Raw genomic sequence first — 19054 nt, 5'->3', positions numbered from 1 at the left:
CAGAACAGGCACTCCACCCACTAACCCGCCTGATCCCACGCGATCGCCTGATTCCACGCGGCGGCGAGGACGGCGAGAGGGGACGGGGGGTCACGCAGTGCGGCTCTGCCGGAGCAGGTCGGCGACCTGGTCGACGAGCGCGTCGACCACGACGGCATCCGCCGCGAGGTCCGTGCCGAACACGTCGGTCAGCGTCAGCAGGGAGGTGACCAGGCTCCTCGGGTCCCCGCTCCCGGCCGCGGCCGCGCCCACGGCCTCGGCACGGGGATCGTCGAGGAGGTCCGGCCGAACACGGACCAGGGCCATCCACGCCGCGACCGCGCGAGCGATCAGGTCGAATCCGTCGGCGGCCGTTCCGCGCCGGCGGAGCTCGCGCAGCGGCGCGAGCAGTCGCACCGGCAGCTTCTCCGTGCCGTCCTTCGCGATCTGGCGCACCGTGTGCCCGATCGCCGGGTTCGCGAAGCGCTCGAGGGTCTGCGCCTGGTAACCGGCGACATCGGCACCCCGCGGCGCCGTGAAGGTCTGCGCCGTCTGCGCCATGAGACCGCGGACGGCGCTCGCCAGCGAGGCGTCGGCAGCGCACTCGTGGATCGTCCCGTGCCCGCGCAGGGCGCCCTCGTACGCGAGGAGCAGGTGCGCGGCGTTGAGGGTGCGGATCTTCATGTCCTCCCAGCGCGACACCTCATCGGTGAGGATCGCTCCGGCCCGCTCCCACTCCGGCCGCGGTCCGACGAACTCGTCCGCGATGACCCACTGCGCGAACGGCTCGGCGACGACGACCGCCTCGTCACGGACTCCGAGAAGCGCCTGTACGCGCTTTCGGTCGTCGTCCGTGGTCGCGGGGACGATCCGGTCCACCATCGTGCGCGGGAACGTCACCGCATCCCTCATCCAGCGTCGGGTGCGGTCGTCGACGATGCGCTCCATCGCGGCGCGGAGCACGGCGCCGTTGTCGCGGAGGTTGTCGCAGCTGATGACGGCGAGCGCGCCGCCGTGGCTCCGCGCCCGCCGCTGGAGGCCGTCGCGGAGCGTCCGCAGCGGACGCGACGGCTCTCCGGTGTACGCCTTCTCCGTGATCGTCAGGGTCACGACGTGCGTCTCCTCGGCGGCGATCGCCGCGGCCACCCGGTCCGCGTCCCGCTCCCCCGCCGCGGCGTCGCGCACCGAGCCGACGACGTCGACCCGGTCGGCGTCGTCGGAGCGCTCCAGGACGCCGTACAGCCCGTCCTGCGGACGCAGCGCGTCCGCCACGTCCGGCCGCTGCCCGGTCACCGCCAGGATGCCCCACCCGTCCGCGCCGCCGCGGGCGAAGGCGCGTTCGGTGAACACCGCCTGATGCGCGCGGAAGAACGCGCCCGCGCCGAGGTGCACGATCCCGATGCCGCTCGGCCGGCGGGCGGGAAGCGAAACGCGGGACGACGAGACCCCCGGCACGGCCTCCTCCGACAGCCGCCCCAGCGCGTCCCGGATCATGCCGCCGCCTCCGTCCCGAGCAGCGCCGCCACGTCCTCGGCGCGCCCGGAGAGGGCGGAGCGCCACATCGCCTCACCGGCCGCCACCGCGAACGCCGCCTGCCTGCTGGACGCCGCCACGTCCAGCCGGTCGGCGTCGGCGAGCCCGGCCCCGAAGAGGTGCCGGCGCATGGTCGTGTCGGATCCGTCGTGCCCGCCGCGTCCGGCGTCGATCGCGATCCGTCGGGGCTCTCCGAACAGCGGCTCGTGCCGGAGCGCATCGGACCCGGGGAGCGGACGCCCTTCCCGGTCGCGTCCGGAGACGGTCTCGACGCGTCCGTGGGTTCCGGTGACGCTCAGCCGGTACCCCTCCCACGGCGAGGAGAAGTCGATCGTGTAGGCGAGGGCGGCGCGGCTGGCGAACTCGACGGTGGCGACGTACGTGTCCTCGATGTCGATCTCCTCGTCGAAGGGCGTGAAGCGGCGCCCGCGCGGATACTGCAGCTCGTAGGGCAGCCCGAACAGGCCGACGCGCGCCCCGTCCTCGGTGGCCGCGTCGGGACTGAGCGCGGAGTACGGATCCGTGCCCTCCTCCCCCGCGCGCGGCCGGAGCGGGCCGTCCGGACCGTAGTGGTTGCGGGTGCCGACGGCGAACACCCGGGCCGGCTCGCTGTCGACGAGCCAGGACGCCAGGTCCAGGTGATGGGTGCTCTTGTGGACCGAGAGGCCTCCGGATCGGGCCCGCGTGCGGTTCCAGCGGAGGAAGTAGCTGGATCCGTGCCGGGCGTCCACGTGGTACTCGAGCGTGGCGTAGGTGACCCGGCCGATGCCTCCCTCGGCGATCAGGCGCTTCAGTGCCAGGTGACGGGCCGAGTAGCGCAGGTTGTGGGTCACGATCACCCGGCCGCGCGAGCGCTGCTCCGCCGCCAGGACGCGGGCGGCGTCGGCCGCGGTCGAGGTCATCGGCTTCTCGCTGAGGACGTCGACGCCGCGCTCCAGGGCGGCGAGGATGTAGTCGACGTGGGTCGCGTCCGGCGTGGCGACGATGACCGCGTCCGGCGCGGTCTCCTCGATCATGCGCCCCACCTCGTCCGGACCGTAGCCGCGCACGGCGGCGTGCCCCTCCGGGACGACGGTATCGAGGAACGCCGCGGTCCGGGCGGGGTCGGCGTCGAGCACCGCGACCAGCTCCGCGGAGCCGGAGAGGTCGTCCGGATCCGTGCCGTAGCCGAGCGCCGCGTCGCGCCCCTCGCCCGTGACGCCCATCAGGGGCCGGGCGAAGCTCGCGACGCCCCGGTTGGAGAGCCCGCAGAGGGCGTATCGGCGACGGGGAGGGCGGGCGGCCGAAGCGGTCATGCCTCCACCCTGCCAAAGAAGCCGCAACTGTCGCAAGCGCATGCAGCAATATTCACCAATCGCCGTTCTCGGCGCTAGGCTGGCCCGCGGACGAGGAGGCCCGATGACCGCTGAGACGCAGCGAGAGGCACCGCGACAGGCGCCGTCCCTCGCTTTCGCACCGCACCTGAACGGACACCACGACGCCGAGCACGATCTGCGGCGTGCCGTCGAGCGACGCACGATCGAGGCGGTCGAGGCGGGGCGGCGTGCGCTGGACGGGATCAGCGACGCCGAGGGGCTCCGCGCGCTGCAGCAGAGGGTCCGCGCGGTCGTCCACGATGCGCTCGGCGGCCCGATGCCCCTCGGGCCCGTCCCCCACACCGTGCACGGCGGGTTCGATCTGCCCGGGATGCGCGTCGAGCGGATCGTCTACGCCCCGCGTCCGCGCGCCCACGTACCGGCGACCCTCTACACCCCCTCGGGCCTGTCGTCCCCGACCGGGGCGGTGCTGCTCGCCTGCGGGCACACGGACGCGGCGAAGGCGGACCCCGAGTACCAGCTCCTCGCCCGCGCCCTGTGCCGTGCGGGACTCGTCGTGCTCGTGCCGGACCCGATCGGGCAGGGCGAGCGCCACAGCTACCCGCCCGGCGAGGCCCCCGCGGTGGGCTGGGGGACGAGGGAGCACACGTACGCCGGCGTCCAGAGCTGGTGGCACGGGTTCTCCCCCGCCCGCTTCTTCATCGAGGACGCCCGAGCGGGCATCTCGGTCCTGCAGGGTCTCGACGCCGTGGACCCGGGGCGGGTGGGCGTCACCGGACACAGCGGCGGGGGTTCCCTGGTCACCCTCCTGTGCGCGGTGGAGGATCGCCTGGCCGCCGCAGCGCCGGCGACCTTCGTCACCGCACGCGACGTGTCGATCGTGTCCGGCCAGGCGCAGGACGCCGAGCAGATCGTGCGGGGAGGTCTCGCGCATGGAGTGGACCACGCCCAGCTGCTGCTGGCGATGGCCCCGCGTCCGGTCCTCGTGCTCGCCGCCGCCTACGACTTCTTCCCCCTGGCGGGGACCCTCGACACCGTCCGGCGCATGGACGAGGTCCGCGAGCGCGTCGGCATGCCTCCCGTCGAGCTCGCGGTCGCCGACGAGGGGCACGCATACTCGGCCGCCCTGCGCGCACGGGCCGTGGCGTTCTTCCGGCGCGTGCTCGCCGACGAGCAGGCGCCGCCGACGACCGCCGAGGACGCCCGCCCGGCCGCCGACGAGACGCCGGCGACCGCCGCCGATCTGGCCGTGTACCCGGACGGGGTGCGGGCCGCCCACCCCGACGAGCCGATGATCTTCGAACGCACGCTCGAGGACGCCGACCGCGGCGCCGGCCCCCGTCGGGCCGCGGATGCGGAGTCCGCACGGGACTGGCTGCGCCACGCCGTGCTCGCCGCCGGGGACCCGGCGCCGGCGCGCATGCCGCGGTGGTTCCCCGGGATCCGCTGCCGCGGCGGCGTCGCCCGGCAGGGGTTCTGGCTCACCGACCGCGGGATCCACACCTCGGCGGTGCTGTTCGCCCCGGACGAGGCGACCGACCGGCTCCGGGTCGTCGTCGGCGTGCCCACGGACGGCCTGGACGACGACGCCGAGGTCCTCGACGGCGACAGGGCGGCGACCCTCGTGCTCGACGTCCGCGGGACCGGCGCCGTCCGCGCCGTCGGTCGTGCGCCGGCCCGCGGGGACGACATCATCGGACCCGACTACACGCTGCTGTGCGACCTGCTGAGCCTCGGCGACGCGCTTGAGGCCGCGCGCGTGCGCGATCTTCTGCACGCCGTCGTCGGCGCGGCGGACGGCCTCCTCCCGACGGGGCGGTACACCCGACTGACGCTGGTCGGGCGGGGCGCGCGCCGCTTCACGGCGGCGGTCGCCGCCGCCATCTGCGGACCGGCGGTCGGCCTCGACCTCGACGAGCGCCCCGCCCCCGAGCAGGAGGCGCGCACCCGGGCATGGGACGCCTCCGCCGGACGCTGGCAGTGGGTGCTCCCCGGCTACGCGGGCGCCGTCGGCGATCGGCTACTTGAGCGGCTGAACGACCCGGGTGTCGGTGGTGAGCATCGTGACCTCGCCCTCCTCCGGACGGTACGCGACGCGCTCGCGGCGCCCGCGCTCGCGCGGATCCGCCACGGGGATGGCGGACAGCAGTGACCGCGTGTACCCGTGCTGCGGGTCGGTGAACACCTGCTCGGCAACGCCGTACTCCACGATGCGCCCGTAGTACATCACCGCCACGTGGTCGCTGATCGACTCCACGACGGAGAGGTCGTGCGAGATGAACACGTACGTCAGGTCGAGCTCCTCCTGCAGCTCGGCGAACAGCTCGAGCACCTGTCGACGCACGGACACGTCCAGCGCCGACACCGCCTCGTCGGCGACGACGATCCGGGGGTCGGTGATGAGGGCACGGGCGATCCCGATGCGCTGACGCTCCCCGCCGGAGAACGCGTGAGGATACCTGCTGAGCGCGTCCGGGCTCAGCCCCACCCTGGTCAGCAGCGACGCCGCCTTCTCCCGGCGCTCGGCGGCCGTCCCGGTGCGCGCCGCCGCGAGCGGCTCGGTGATCACCTGCTCCACGGTCATGCGCGGGTTCAGCGAGCCGTAGGGATCCTGGAACATCATCCGGATGTGACGACGGTACGGCAGCAGGCCGGCACCGCTCACCTGTGCGAGGTCCACCTCGGAGCCGGCGTCGTGGCGGTAGAGGATGCTCCCGTCCTGAGGCGTGTAGGCGCGCAGGAGCGTCCGTCCGAGCGTCGTCTTCCCGCACCCGGACTCGCCCACGACCCCGAGCGTCCTGCCCCGCTCGAGCGTGAAGCCCACGCGGTCGAGCGCCCGGAAGGTGCTCGTCCTGCGCGAGCCGAAGCGGCGGCCCGTGCGGGCCTGGAACTCGACGGTGAGGTCCCGGACCTCGAGGATCGGCCGCTCCCGCTCCTCGGGCGGCGACGGCGTCGCACGACGCCGGGCCGAGGCCCCGTTCTCGGCCTGCCGCTGCGGGAGGGCGTCGAGGAGCTGCCGGGTGTACGGGTGCTGCGGGGCGTGGAAGATCTCCTCCACGCTCCCCCGTTCCACGATCTCGCCCCGGCGCATCACGACGACGTGGTCGGCGACCTCGGCGACGACGCCGAGGTCGTGCGTGATGAAGAGCATCGACATCGACAGGCTCTGCTTGAGCTCGCGCAGCAGGTCCAGGATCTGCGCCTGGGTGGTGACGTCGAGGGCGGTGGTCGGCTCGTCGGCGATGAGCAGCGACGGACGGGAGATCAGGGCCATGGCGATCATGACGCGCTGGCGCATCCCGCCGGACAGCTGGAAGGTGTAGGCGTCGATCCGTTCCTCCGCGCGGGGGATGCCGACCAGTTCCAGCTCCTCGACGATGCGCCGGCGCACGGCCGGGTCCTTGTACTTCGCGCCCTCGTGGGTGCGCAGCACGTCGGCGATCTGGTCGCCCACCGTGTGCACCGGGCTCAGCGCCGACATCGGCTCCTGGAAGATCATGCCGATGTCCTTGCCGCGGATCGCCCGGATCGGCGCCCCGCGCGGATGGAGGGCCGCGATGTCGACCGGCGCCGACTCGGGCGCGGCCCGGAAGTCGATGGATCCGCCGACGACGCGTCCCGGGACGTCGACCAGCTGCATGATCGAGCGCGCCGTGGCGGACTTGCCGGATCCCGACTCCCCCACGATGCACGTGGTGGTGCCCCGCGGCACGGAGAGGTCGATGCCGCGGACGGCCTCGACCTCCCCGCCGTCGGTGAAGAACGAGGTCCGAAGCCCCGCGATCGACAGGATGTCATCGGTCATGGATCGTCGTCCTCTCAGTTGCCGTACGGGTCGGCGGAGTCCCGGAGACCGTCGCCGACGAAGTTGAACGCCACCACGGCCACCACGACCGCGACGCCCGGCAGCAGCAGCCACGGAGCCGCCGCGACCGCCTGCACGCTCTGGGCGTCCTGGAGCAGCACGCCCCAGGAGACCGCCGGGGCGCGCAGGCCCAGCCCCAGGAAGGACAACGAGGTCTCGGCCAGGATCATGGCGGGGACCGCGAGGCTCACGGTCGCGATGATGTGCGACAGGAACGAGGGCAGCATGTGCCGGGAGATGATCCGGCCCGTGCTCACGCCGTCCAGTCGCGCCGCGAGGACGTAGTCCTCGTCCCTGGTCTGCAGGAACCGCCCGCGAATGACCCGCGCGAGGCTCGTCCAGCCCAGCAGGGACAGGATCACGGTGATCATCAGGTACGTCTCCAGTGGCCCCCACCGGGGCGGGATCGCCGCAGCGAGCCCGAGCCACAGCGGGAGGGTCGGGATCGACATGATGAACTCGATCACCCTCTGGATGACGTTGTCGATCCAGCCGCCGAAGTAGCCCGACACGCCGCCGAGCACGAGTCCGAGCACGAGGGATATCGCGACGCCGACGAGTCCGATCGACAGGGAGATCTGCGCCCCGTAGATGATCTTCGACAGCAGGTCCGCGCCGCTCTTGTCCGCACCGAGCGGGTACCACCGCTGTCCGGGCTCGGTGGGGCCGAACAGGTGCACGTCGGCGGGGATGAACCCGAGCAGCCGGTACTCGTCGCCGCGGACGAAGAAGCCGAGGGTGATCTTCGTGTCCCTGTCCTCGGTGAACACGCGCTCGAGCGTGTCGATGTCCGTCTCTCCCGTCGTGGCGTACACGAACAGGCCGTCGCTGACGCTGAACTGCGGCACCTGGGGCGGCTGGAACGCATGGTCGGCGCTCGTGGACTGGCTGGAGAACGGGGCGAAGAAGCCCGCGAACAGCGCGACGGCGTACATGGCTCCGAGCACCCAGAGGCTGACGACCGCCAGGCGGTGCTTGCGGTAGCGCGCCCAGATGAGCTGACGCTGCGAGGCGGACCGCGGCGGGGCGGAGACGGCCTCGGGAGGGGATGCGGGGGCGAGGATGCTCATGCTCTTCCAAATCGGACTCGGGGGTCGACGACGGCCAGCAGGATGTCGGACAGGAGCGTCCCGATCACCGTGAGGACGGCGACGATCAGCAGAACCCCGCCGGCGAGGTACATGTCCTGCGAGCGCAGCGCGTCCAGCAGCAGGGGTCCGACGGTGCCGAGCGACAGCACGACCGCGACGATCACCTCCCCGTCGAACAGCTGCGGCAGGTGCCACCCGGCGGTCGAGACGAACGGGTTGAGCGCGATGCGGACCGGGTACTTGCGGATCAGCGCACCCTCGGTCATGCCCTTCGCCCTGGCCGTCGTGACATACGGCTTGTGCAGCTCGTCGAGCATGTTGGCCCGCATCGTGCGGATGATCCCGGCCGTCCCGGCCAGCGACAGGATCACGACCGGGATCCACAGGTGCGCGAGCAGGTCGCCCGCCTTCGCCCAGCTCCACGGCGCGTTGACGTACTCCGGGGAGAACAGGCCGCCGACGCTCTGGCCGAAGAAGGCGAAGCCGATGTACGCCAGCACCAGGGCGGCGAGGAAGTTCGGCGTCGCGAGAGCGATGAAGCCGATGGTCGAGATGACGTAGTCCGGGGTCTTGCGCTGCTTGATCGCGGAGTAGATCCCCGCGGGCAGGGCGATCAGCCAGGTCACCAGCAGGGTGGACACGCCCAGCAGGAGGGTCAGCGGCAGCCGCTCGAGGATCAGCTGCGAGACGGGGCGCTGGAACTCGAAGGACAGGCCGAAGTCCCCGGCCATGACGATGTTCCCGATCCACTTGCCGTACTGCACCCAGAACGGCTCGCCGATGCCGTAACGCGCCCGCAGCGCCTCCACGAACGCGGGGTCCACGGACTGGCCCTGCGCCTCCAGCGCCTGCACCTGCGTGGTGAGGAAGTCACCGGGAGGCAGCTGGATGACGAAGAAGGCCACGATCGAGATGGCGATCAGGGTCGGCACGACGTTCAGCACGCGCATCCCGATGAATCTCCACATAGAGGTGCTCCTTGATCCGGTCGGGACGGTGTTCAGGCCGGGGACGCGAACGACACCTGCTCGGTCTTGGTGATCCCCTCACGCCCGTAGTAGAAGGACAGCGGCGGCTGGTCGTCGCGCACGTTCCGGAGATCCTTGCTGACGATCACCGGCGCGAAGGGCAGCTTCATCAGCCCGATCATGTAGACCTTCTCGTCGTGCTGGGCCATGATCTTCTTGCCCGCCGCGATGCGGGTGTCGTCGTCGGGCGCGGTGCGCAGCTCGTCCCACAGGTCCATGAGCTGCTTGATCTCCTCGGGCGGGGCGATGCCGTCGGCGCCATTGGTGGCGTACCACATGCCGAACGCAGGAGCGGAGTGGGACCCGCTGGAGGTGGGGATGTACCAGACCGGCTCCAGGTCCCAGTCGTCCTCGATCACGGTGGTGCCGTCGAAGTCGAAGTCGTTGGTGCTGCGCAGCTGCGCGTAGAGCGTGGCGTCCACCGGGCGCAGGTTCACGCGCACGCCGACCGCGGCCCAGTGCTTGGCCACGATCTGGAGGGCGTCCGACCGCGCGATCCCCGCGTTGTCGTCGACGTAGATGACCGTGAACTCCAGCGGGCGCCCGTCGGCGGTGGAGCGCGTGTCACCGCTGCGGGCGAGTCCGAGCCCGTCGAGCAGCCGGTTGGCCCGATCGGGGTCGTACTCGATCGCCGTCCCGCCCCCGCCGACGTCGTACGGGCTGTTCTCGGTAGCACTGGGCTGGCGGACGATGCCGAGCCCGCCCAACAGCGTCTTGTTGATCTCCTCGCGGTCGATCGCGAACGACAGCGCGGTGCGGAAGTCCGCGTTCAGCATCAGGGCGCGGATCGCCTCGTCCTTGTGCGAGAGGTTCGGGCAGAGGGCCAGGAGCGATCCCACCGACTGCCAGCGCAGCAGGGAGAAGCCCTTCTGCTCGGCATTGCGGAGGAACACCTGGGAGGAGTTGTATCCGACGAAGGTCCCCTGGAAGTCGAGGTCGCCGTTCGCCGCGCGCAGATCGAGCGCCGACTGGTCGAGCACCTGCACCTGGATCCGGTCCACGTACGGCAGCTGCCGCCCGTCCGGGTCCGTCTTCCAGTAGAAGGGGTTGCGCTCCAGCTCGGCGGTGCCGCTCTGCGCGTTCGCGGGCCGGGTGACGAGGAAGGCCCCCATCACCGGCCGCTCGGGGTTGGTCCACGGGTTGTCGCGGTCGCCGAAGTACTGGTCCCACGAGTCGAACCCGGCCGCCTTCGCCGCGGCGTCGACGGCCGCCTGGTCGGTGTAGTCGGGATGGAAGGCCGCGAGGTAGTGCTTCGGCTTGATGATCTGGGTGCTGACCGCCGGGTGGCACATGTACTTCTCGAACAGGGCGAAGGGCTCGCGGAAGGTGATCACCACGGTGTCTTCGCCGTCCTTCGCCACCGTCGGCAGCGTCTGTCCGACATCGGCGAACCACACCGGCGGCGCCGGGACCAGACGCGTGTCCCCCAGCCAGTTCTGGATCGCGAACAGGACGTCGTCCGCGGTGAAGGGCTCGCCGTCCGACCACTTCAGACCCTTGCGGATCGTGAATCGGTACTCGCGGTTGTCCTCGCTGCGGCGGTACTCCTCGGCGATGCTCGGCTGGGCGCCGTCCGCCTTCAGCGTCCACTCGATGAGACCGGCCGCGGCGAACGCCTGCACGATGCCGGCGTCGGTCGCCGAGGTCTGGGCGCGCTGGAGCGTGCCGCCGAACGCGCCCGGCCCCGAGACCGGCTTGACGATCATCGGGGCGGAGGGCAGCCGCTCCTCCAGCTTCGGAAGCGTCCCGGCCTTGACCCGTTCGGCGAGCATCGGGGACTCCTTGGCGTCGGAGGTGACGCCGCCGAACGTCGGCGTGCCCTCCCCGGTACAGCCGGCGAGTCCCAGCGTCAGCGCGCCGAGGCCGGCGCCACCGAGAATCAGCAGGGAACGGCGGGACATCGTCATCGTGCCATCCATGTCTTCCTCACATCCTTGTCGGGAAACGGGGCGAGCGGGCGCTCGGGGGGGCGAGCGGGTGCTCAGAGGGACTGCGCGGCGAAGTGCGCGCGGACCTCGTCGCGCAGCGGCGGCACGTCTCGGGGCGTGGACCCGTCGCGGAGAGAGTCCGTGGCCAGCGCCGCCGCAGCGACCGCGAAACGGGCCGCGATCGGCGAGACCCTGGTCTTGCGACCGCTGCGGACGAATGCCAGGAACTCCTCGAACAGGATCGGATCGGCGCCGTTGTGCCCCCCGTCCGCGGCGGGGATGGGCACCTCGCGGTCGCCCTCGGCCTTGTACTCGGTACGGCGATCCCACACGCGGATGACGCCGCCGTCGGGGGACATCCCGAAGTTCTCCATGCGCCCTTCGGTCCCGATGACCGTGTAGTTGCGCCAGTAGTCGGGTGTGTAGTGGCACTCCTGGTAGCTGGCGAGGACGCCGTTGTCGAGCTCCATGTGCATCATCGAGAGGTCCTCGACGTCCATCACGGGCGCCATCCCCTTCTGGCTCAGCGGCGGCCAGTTGTCCTCCCGCGAGATCCACTCGCGGACCACCTGGCCGCTGCGGTCGGCCCGGTCGGTGATCCGGTGGTAGAGCGTCTGTCCGCCCATGCCCGTCACCCGCGTGGTGTAGCCGCCCGAGAGCAGGTGGATGATGTCGATGTCGTGCGACGCCTTCTGCAGCAGCAGGGATCCGACCTTCGTGCGATCGGCATGCCAGTCCTTGAAGAAGCGGTCGCCGCCGTCGCCGATGAAGTGGCGGCACCACACGGCCTTCACCTCGCCGATCGCCCCCTCCTCGATCAAGCGGCGCATGGTCGAGAAGACCGGCATGAGGCGCATGTTGTGTCCGACGTACAGCCGGGTGCCGGTGCGCTCGGCGGTGTCGAGGATGCGGTCGGCGTCCTCGAGCGTCGTGGCCAGCGGCTTGTCGACGAAGGTCGGGATCCCGGCCTCCAGGAGGGCGGTGACGTGCTCGGCGTGCAGGTGGTCCGGGCTCGTGACGAACGCGGCGTCCACGCCGGCGTCCACGAGGGTGTCGACGGTCGGGCCGATCGTCACGGAGTCGCCGAAGTCCCTCGTCGCCCGGGCCTGACCGTACGGGGAGGGGTCGACCACGGCCACGACCGTGGCGTCGCCGTCGAGCTCGGCGGCCCGCTGCGCGATGACTCCGCGGTTGCCGTAGCCGACGACGCCGAGTCGGAGATGGGAAGTCATGTCGCTCTCAATCGTCATCGATGTTCGGGAGGACCGCCGGGGGGGCGATCCGCCCTCAGACTAGCGCTACAAGCGCTTGCTGTAAATATGCAGTCTTTGCGGTCGTTGTCAGCAATGTTGCCGAAGTGGTGTGAGAATCATGGTGGCCGAGGGGAATCCTCGGCTAGGTTTGGCCCAGGATCGACGAGGGGACGAGAGAGATGTCAGTGACGCTTGCGGACGTCGCGAAGGCGGCCGGGCTGTCGGGCTCGACGGTGTCGCGCGCGCTGTCGGCCCCGGAGAAGGTGAACGCCCAGACCCGGGAGCGCGTGCGACGCATCGCCGAGGAGATGGGCTACGTGCCCAACCACACCGCCCGCTCGCTGACGTCGGGACGCACGGACATCCTCGGGCTCATTGTGCCGGACATCGGCAACCCCTTCTTCCCCCCGATCATCAAGGCCGTCCAGGCGCGCGCCCAGGCCAAGGGCCGCACGGTGCTGATCGCCGACACGGACGAGCGCCCCGCCGACGAGCCCGTGCGCGCCGGCGAGATGCGCGCGCGGGTGGACGGGCTCATCGTCGTCTCGCCGCGCAGCGACGGCGCGACGCTCGCCCAGCTGGCCTCCCTCGGGCCCGCGGTGTTCGTCAACCGCGTGGTCCCGGATCAGACGAGCATCGTGATCGACGCGGGCGACGGCATGCGCCAGGCCGTCGAGCACCTGGCCGCGCTCGGGCACCGCACCATCGCCTACCTCAACGGACCGCGCCGGTCCTGGTCGAACCAGCAGCGCGAGAAGGCCGTCGCGGACGCGGCGGCCGCCTTCGGCCTGACGATGCGCGAGTACGGGCCCTTCGAGCCGCAGGTGCAGTCCGGCGTACACGCCGCCGACCTCGTGCTGGCCAGCGACGTCACGGGCGTCATCGCCTACGACGATCTCATCGCGCTGGGCGTGATGGCCCGTCTCAACGAGCGTCACGTCACGGTGGGCCGAGACCTCAGCATCATCGGCGTCGACGACAGCCCGATGTCCTCGATGGCCTACCCCACGCTGACGACCGTGGCCGTCCCGGGAATGCAGGCCGGCTCCGCCGCCGTCGACGCCCTGGTCCGCCGACTGGACTCCCCCGACGCGGACGCCGAGACCATCACCCTGGAGACGCGGCTGACCGTGCGCAGCTCGACGGGCCTCGCCCCGCGACCGGAGTAGCCCGGGCGCGGGGCCGCCGTCACCGGCCGAGCACGCGGCCGTCGCGGACGACGAGCTGTGGCCACAGCTCGTCGTCCCAGACGACGAGGTCCGCTGCGCACCCCACGTCGATGCGACCGCGCTCGTGGGCGACGCCCACCGCCCTGGCCGGGTTCTCCGTCGCCATGCGGAACACCTGAGGCGCGTCCCAGCCGAGCTCGAGCACGAGATGGCGGACCATCGCCGGCAGGAGGGTCGTGCTGCCGGCGAAGCTGTCCTCGCCGACCACCATCCCCACGCCGTCGCGCACCTCGCAGCGCACATCGCCCAGCCGATAGCGATAGCCCTCGGGCATCCCGGCCCCGGCGGTCGCGTCCGACACGATCACCAGATCCGCGCCGAGGCACCGGCGGGCGATCTCCAGCAGCGACGCCGGCAGGTGCTTCCCGTCGGCGATGACCTCGGCGGTCATGCCGCGGGAGGCGAGAGAGGCCTCCACGAGACCGGGCACCCGCCACGGCCCGTCACGGCGCAGAGCGGACTGCCCGCTCCACAGGTGCGTGATGTGCGTGGCGCCCGCCCGCTGGATCTCGGCCAGCGCCGCGCCCGGTGCGTCGCTGTGGCCGACGGCGACGACGACGCCCGCCGCCGCGAGCTCCGCGGCCAGCGCCGCCACCCCCGCCACCTCCGGCGCGACCGTGACCATGCGGATCAGCCCGCGCCACCGGGCGAGGAGCGCGCGGTCCTCCTCGGTCGGCGCGCGCAGGGCCGGCGCCGCATGGGCGCCCCGCTGCGCTTCGGCGAGGAACGGGCCCTCCAGGTGCACGCCCAGCCGGCGCGCCCCGTCCGGGACCGCCGCCGCGCGGTCCAGGCGCGCCAGCGCCTCGTCGAGCGCCTCCGCGGGAGCCGAGGCCAGGGAGGCGACGTAGGACGTGATCCCTTCGGCGAGCAGGTGACGCTCGATCTCGGCGAGCCCCTCCGCGTCCGCGTCGGCGAAGGCGTGCCCGCGGGCGCCGTGCATGTGCACGTCGACGAGGCCGGGCGTGATCCGCGAGCCGCCGACGTCGATCACCCGCTCGTGCGCGATCCGGTCCTCCCCGGCCGGCCCGCCCGGCACGCGCGGTGTCACGGCGACCACGACGCCGCCCCGCATCCGCATGTCGGCCGGCACGAATCCGCCGCCGACCAGCACCTGCCCGCCGACGACCGCGAGAGCGCCATCCCCGTCTCGGGACACGGGGTTCAGACCGCCGGCGCGAGGTCCAGCCGGGACGCCGAGGACGCGTCCACGAACAGCGTCGCGTGGGGCGTCTCGCGCAGGATCGTCGCAGGGCAGGCGGGAGAGATCGGCTCGGTCACCGTGGCACGGACGGCGTCGGCCTTGCGCGGCTCCGGGGCGCAGACCTGCACGTGGCGCGCCGACAGGAGCGCGGGGATGGTGAGCGAGATCGCCTGAGCCGGCACGTCGTCGATCGTCGGGAAGTGCCCTTCTCCGACCTGCTGGCGCCGCGACTCCGGCCTGAGGGTGATGACCCGCGCCCATCGCGGATCGTCGAAGCGGGCCTCGTGCGGCTCGTTGAAGGCGAGGTGACCGTTCTCCCCGATCCCCATGCACACGAGGTCCAGGGGCTCCGCGCGCAGCAGCCCCTCGTAGCGCGCCGCTTCCGCCTCGGCGTCGCCCTGACCGCCGATGTACTCCACGCGCGCAGGGCGGAGCGGGTCCTCGATGCGCTCCCGGATCCAGCGCTGGAAGCTCGCCGGATGGTCCTCGTCGATCCCGACGTACTCGTCCATGTGGAAGACGGTCACCGCACCCCAGGGCACGTCCTGCGCGCGCAGCGCATCCGTGAAGGCGTACTGGGAGTTGCCGGTGGCGATCACCACGCGGGCGGCGCCGCGGGCGTCGACCGCGTCCCGGATCACGGCGGCGGCGCGCCGTGCGGCGGCCTCCCCCATCTCCCGTTCGGTCTCGTGCACTTCGACGGCGAGCTTCCCGGCCATGAAGTTCTGTCGTGCAGCCATGACGATCCTTTCGCGATGGACGCGAGGAGGCTCGCGTCGTAGACTCGTTCTGCAATCGCATTCAGCATATGTCATAGTTCTTGCAGAATGGGTCGAAGAAATTGCATCGGATCCCGCGAAGGAGGCCCCATGGCCGATCCGTCCGCCCCGCCCCGCCCCGTCCTCGTCCTGTCCCCGGACGACAACGTCGCCGTCGCGACGACCGACCTCGCGCCCGGGACGACCGCGCCGCTCCCGGACGGCGACGTCCGGATCCTCGACGCCGTCCCGCGCGGCCACAAGGTGGCGATCGCCGCGGTCCCCCGCGGGGCGGACGTCGTCAAGTACGGTCAGCCGATCGGGGTGGCCACCGAGGACATCGCCCCCGGCGCCCACGTGCACACCCGGAACCTCGGGATGCGGGACGCGGGGCAGGAGGCCGAGTTCGGCACCGCCCGGCTCGATCCCCCGTCGTGGGAAGGGGGGCGTCCGACGTTCCAGGGCTATCGTCGCGCGGACGGGCGCGCCGCGACGCGCAACTACATCGGCATCGTCACCTCGGTGAACTGCTCGGCGGCGACGGCGAAGATGATCGCCGACCGCTTCCGTCCGCACGACCTGGAGGAGTTCGAGAACGTCGACGGCGTGGTCGCCCTCACCCATCAGAGCGGATGCGGGCTGATCTCGGACTCGGAGGGCGCCCGGATGCTGCTGCGCACCCTGCGGGGGTACGCCCAGCACCCGAACATGGCGGGGGTGCTGCTGCTGGGGCTCGGGTGCGAGATGCTTCAGCTCGACCTCATCTCCCAGGACCTGGAGGTGTCCCCGGACGTCCTCGTCGAACGGATGACGATCCAGGGCACCGGCGGCGTCCGCGCCACCGTCGAGGAGGGCGTGCGCCGGATCCGCGAGATGCTCCCCCGGATCGACGCCTGGCGCCGCGAGCCGATCGACGCCGGCGAGCTGGTCCTCGGGCTGAACTGCGGCGGCTCGGACGGATACTCCGGGATCACGGCGAACCCGGCCCTCGGCGTCGCCTCCGACCTGCTCGTGGGACTCGGCGGCGCATCCGTCCTCGCCGAGACCCCCGAGGTCTTTGGCGCGGAGCACCTGCTGACCCGCCGCGCGGTGTCGGAGGACGTCGGCCGCGCGCTCCTGGAGCGGATCGACTGGTGGCGCGCGTACGCGGAGGCGGGCGGGGGCACGCTCGACAACAACCCGTCGCCGGGCAACAAGGAGGGCGGCCTCACCACGATCCTGGAGAAGTCGCTCGGCGCCGTCGCCAAGGCGGGCCGCACGGAGCTCCGCCACGTCCTCCGGTACGCCGAGCCGATCCCCTCCCCCGGCCTGTCGTTCATGGACACCCCGGGATACGATCCCGTCTCGGTCACAGGGCTCGTCGCGGGCGGAGCCACGGTCGTCTGCTTCACGACGGGACGCGGGTCCGTCCTCGGCTGCAAGCCGGTGCCGAGCATCAAGATCGCGACCAACTCGGCGCTCGCCCTGTCCATGGCGGACGACATCGACGTCGACGCCGGCGGGATCGTGGACGCCGGGCGATCCGTCGACGAGGTCGGCCGCGAGATCTTCGACACGATCCTCCGCGTCGCCTCCGGGGAGAGGACGGCCAGCGAGGAGCTCGGCATCGGCCAGGACGAGTTCGTCCCGTGGCAGATCGGGAGCGTGACGTGAGCGCGCCCGCCGTCGTCCAGCTGTACTCGGTCCGCGAGGGGCTGCGCACGGACGCCGCGGACACGGTCCGGCGTCTGGCGGACACCGGCTTCTCCCGCGCGGAGGGGTACCGGCTCGCCGATCTCCCGGCCCTGCCCGCCCTGCTCGCGGCGCACGGGATCAGCATGCCGAGCGCCCATGAGCGCACGGTGTCGGCCGCGGAGGAGACGGATCTCTCCGCCGTCTTCGCCCGGGCCGCCGCCCAGGGCGTGGAGCTGGTGATCGACCCCGCGGTGCCCGCCGCGCGCTGGAGGGCCGAGGACGGGATCGCGCGCATCGCGGACGACATGAACGCCGCCGCCGATATCGCCGCGAGCCACGGCACGAGGCTCGGATACCACAACCACGCCCATGAGCTGTTCGACGCCGGAGACGGCCGTACGGCGCTGGAGCACCTGTCGGATCGACTGGACGACCGGGTCGCCCTGGAGCTCGACGTGTACTGGGCGATGCGCGCCGGGGTGGACCCGGTCGCGCTGGTCGCCGCGCTCGGAGAGCGCGTCGCGGCGCTGCACCTCAAGGACGCCCCGGCCGGCTCGGAGGACGTCGCGGACCAGGTCGGCCTCGGCCTCGGCGACGTGCCGTACGGCGCCTGCATCGATGCCGCACCGCGGGACGCCCTCCGCGTCGTGGAGTTCGACGAGACCCGCGGAGACCTGTTCCAGGCCCTCGCCGTGAGCCTCGCCGCCTTGGAGGCCCGAGCAGACGCGTGAGCGCCGTGGCCGCGCCCTCAGCGGAGCCCCACCCCACACCCACGCCCCGCGCCCCACGCCCCCGCCAGATCAGGCACACGCGCCAGAACAGGCACCCCACGCCCCCACCCGCCTGATCCCACGCGGTCGCCTGATCCCGCGCGGCGCCTACGCCCCACCGCCGCGCCACGCCCCACGCCACGCCAGATCAGGCACACGCGCCAGAACAGGCACCCCACGCCCCCACCCGCCTGATCCCGCGCGATCGCCTGATCCCGCGCGGCGCCTACGCCCCACCGCCGCGCCACGCCCCACGCCCCGCCAGATCAGGCACACGCACCAGAACAGGCACCCCACGCGCCCATCCGCCTGATCCCACGGGTCCGCCTGACCCCACGCGGGGCCGAGGCGGCGGTGGACGGGGGTGTCAGGGCAGGAGGTGGCCGGCGGCGCGGAAGAGCTCGTACCACTCGGCGCGGCTGAGCACGACGTCGGCGCCCGCGGCCGCATCCCGCACCCGCTGCGGCGTCGTCGTCCCGAGCACCGTCTGGAAGCCGCCCGGGTGGCGGGCGATCCAGGCCGTCGCGATGCCCGTCGGCGTGACGCCGTGCGCGGCGGCCAGCCGATCGATGACGGCGTTCAGCTCCGCGTACTCGGGGTGGCCGAGGAAGACCCCGGTGAAGAAGCCCGCCTGGAACGGGGACCAGGCCTGGATCGCGATCCCCTCGATCCGGCAGTACTCGACGATCCCCCCGCCGTCGATCACGGTACTCTGCTCGACACCCGCCATGTTCGCGGCGACCGGCTGCGCGATGATCGGCGCGTGCACGAGAGACAGCTGCAGCTGGTTCGCGACGAAGCGCTGACGCACCGCCGTGCGCAACAGGTCGATCTGACGCGGCGTGTGGTTGGAGACGCCGAACGCGCGCACCTTGCCGGAGGCCTCGAGCTGGTCGAACGCGCGGGCCACCTCGTCCGGCTCGACGAGCGCATCGGGGCGGTGCAGCAGGAGCACGTCCAGTCGGTCCGTGCCGAGGGCGCGCAGCGAGCCGTCGACCTGGCGCAGGATGTGCTCCGCCGAGAAGTCGAACATCCCCTGCTGCGGAACGATGCCGCACTTGGTCTGGATCGTGATCTCGTCGCGCTCGGCGGGGCTCAGCCGCAGCGCCTCGGCGAAACGCCGCTCGCAGGCGTGCATCTCGCCGCCGTAGATGTCGGCGTGGTCGAAGAAGTCGATGCCGGACTCCCGCGCCGCGGCGTACAGCTCGCGGATCTGCGCGTCCGTCTTGTCGGCGATCCGCATCATCCCCGCGATCACCGCAGGGGCCGTCCCCGTCCCGAATGCGACCTGTTTCATGCTCTCCCTCTCCTCGGCGTCCCGGCCCATTCTGGCGCGGGACGAGTCGTGACGCGAGGGCCGTTCCGGCGGGTCTGTCCCGTGTCGGTGCCCCGGCGTAGCGTGTGCGGCAGCGGGAGACGGACTCCCGCA

13 protein-coding genes are annotated in these 19054 nt (G+C 72.2%); 3 read left to right on the top strand and 10 right to left on the bottom strand.

The genetic code is table 11. The annotated features are described in order from the left end of the window. Window positions 1-90: 90 nt before the first annotated feature. The 7 genes from V6R91_RS13520 to V6R91_RS13490 all read right to left on the bottom strand — a co-directional run bounded on the left by V6R91_RS13520 (window position 91) and on the right by V6R91_RS13490 (window position 11972). Complete coding sequence (locus V6R91_RS13520; RefSeq protein WP_336395732.1) at window positions 91-1473, bottom strand: mannitol dehydrogenase family protein; 1383 nt, start codon at window positions 1471-1473, stop codon at window positions 91-93. After that, the gene (locus V6R91_RS13515; RefSeq protein WP_271062505.1) at window positions 1470-2807 is read right to left on the bottom strand and encodes a Gfo/Idh/MocA family protein; all 1338 of its coding nucleotides are present in this window, start codon (window positions 2805-2807) and stop codon (window positions 1470-1472) included. Before V6R91_RS13515 ends, V6R91_RS13520 begins: the two co-directional genes overlap by 4 nt. A gap of 2041 nt (window positions 2808-4848) precedes the next feature. Next, a complete protein-coding gene (locus V6R91_RS13510) occupies window positions 4849-6633 on the bottom strand; it encodes an ABC transporter ATP-binding protein (RefSeq protein ID WP_336395731.1) in 1785 nt (594 codons plus the stop codon). Window positions 6634-6647: 14 nt separating this feature from the next. Beyond that, a complete protein-coding gene (locus V6R91_RS13505) occupies window positions 6648-7763 on the bottom strand; it encodes an ABC transporter permease (RefSeq protein WP_067250041.1) in 1116 nt (371 codons plus the stop codon). Then, window positions 7760-8752 (bottom strand): ABC transporter permease, encoded by a 993-nt coding sequence (locus tag V6R91_RS13500; protein WP_067250044.1) that lies wholly within the window; start codon window positions 8750-8752, stop codon window positions 7760-7762. Before V6R91_RS13500 ends, V6R91_RS13505 begins: the two co-directional genes overlap by 4 nt. A 32-nt stretch (window positions 8753-8784) precedes the next feature. Next, a complete protein-coding gene (locus V6R91_RS13495; protein ID WP_336395730.1) occupies window positions 8785-10719 on the bottom strand; it encodes an ABC transporter substrate-binding protein in 1935 nt (644 codons plus the stop codon). Window positions 10720-10793: 74 nt separating this feature from the next. Beyond that, window positions 10794-11972: a Gfo/Idh/MocA family protein gene (locus V6R91_RS13490; RefSeq protein ID WP_067250050.1), complete on the bottom strand. Its 1179-nt coding sequence runs from the start codon at window positions 11970-11972 to the stop codon at window positions 10794-10796. Window positions 11973-12172: 200 nt separating this feature from the next. Between V6R91_RS13490 and V6R91_RS13485 the strand changes: the two genes are divergently transcribed. Then, window positions 12173-13162 carry a LacI family DNA-binding transcriptional regulator gene (locus V6R91_RS13485; RefSeq protein ID WP_271060962.1) on the top strand — a complete coding sequence of 330 codons (990 nt, stop codon included), beginning with the start codon at window positions 12173-12175 and terminating at the stop codon, window positions 13160-13162. A 19-nt stretch (window positions 13163-13181) separates the two neighbouring features. Here the strand turns inward: V6R91_RS13485 and V6R91_RS13480 are convergent, their stop codons facing one another. Together V6R91_RS13480 and V6R91_RS13475 are read right to left on the bottom strand one after the other, a co-directional pair. Continuing rightward, window positions 13182-14378: an N-acetylglucosamine-6-phosphate deacetylase gene (locus V6R91_RS13480; RefSeq protein ID WP_336395729.1), complete on the bottom strand. Its 1197-nt coding sequence runs from the start codon at window positions 14376-14378 to the stop codon at window positions 13182-13184. A 5-nt stretch (window positions 14379-14383) separates the two neighbouring features. Beyond that, complete coding sequence (locus V6R91_RS13475) at window positions 14384-15163, bottom strand: glucosamine-6-phosphate deaminase (protein ID WP_336395728.1); 780 nt, start codon at window positions 15161-15163, stop codon at window positions 14384-14386. Between the two features lie 129 nt (window positions 15164-15292). Between V6R91_RS13475 and V6R91_RS13470 the strand changes: the two genes are divergently transcribed. Beyond that, on the top strand, window positions 15293-16834 hold the full coding sequence (locus V6R91_RS13470) for a UxaA family hydrolase (RefSeq protein WP_336395727.1): 1542 nt from the start codon (window positions 15293-15295) through the stop codon (window positions 16832-16834). Next, window positions 16831-17586: a sugar phosphate isomerase/epimerase family protein gene (locus V6R91_RS13465; RefSeq protein WP_336395726.1), complete on the top strand. Its 756-nt coding sequence runs from the start codon at window positions 16831-16833 to the stop codon at window positions 17584-17586. Before V6R91_RS13470 ends, V6R91_RS13465 begins: the two co-directional genes overlap by 4 nt. A 406-nt stretch (window positions 17587-17992) precedes the next feature. Here the strand turns inward: V6R91_RS13465 and V6R91_RS13460 are convergent, their stop codons facing one another. Beyond that, entirely contained in the window at window positions 17993-18922 is a 930-nt protein-coding gene (locus V6R91_RS13460) for an aldo/keto reductase (protein ID WP_231820321.1), read from the bottom strand. Window positions 18923-19054: the final 132 nt, after the last annotated feature.

This window comes from Microbacterium sp. CCNWLW41 (assembly GCF_037083505.1).
This window is presented reverse-complemented; position numbering and strand designations above follow the sequence as displayed.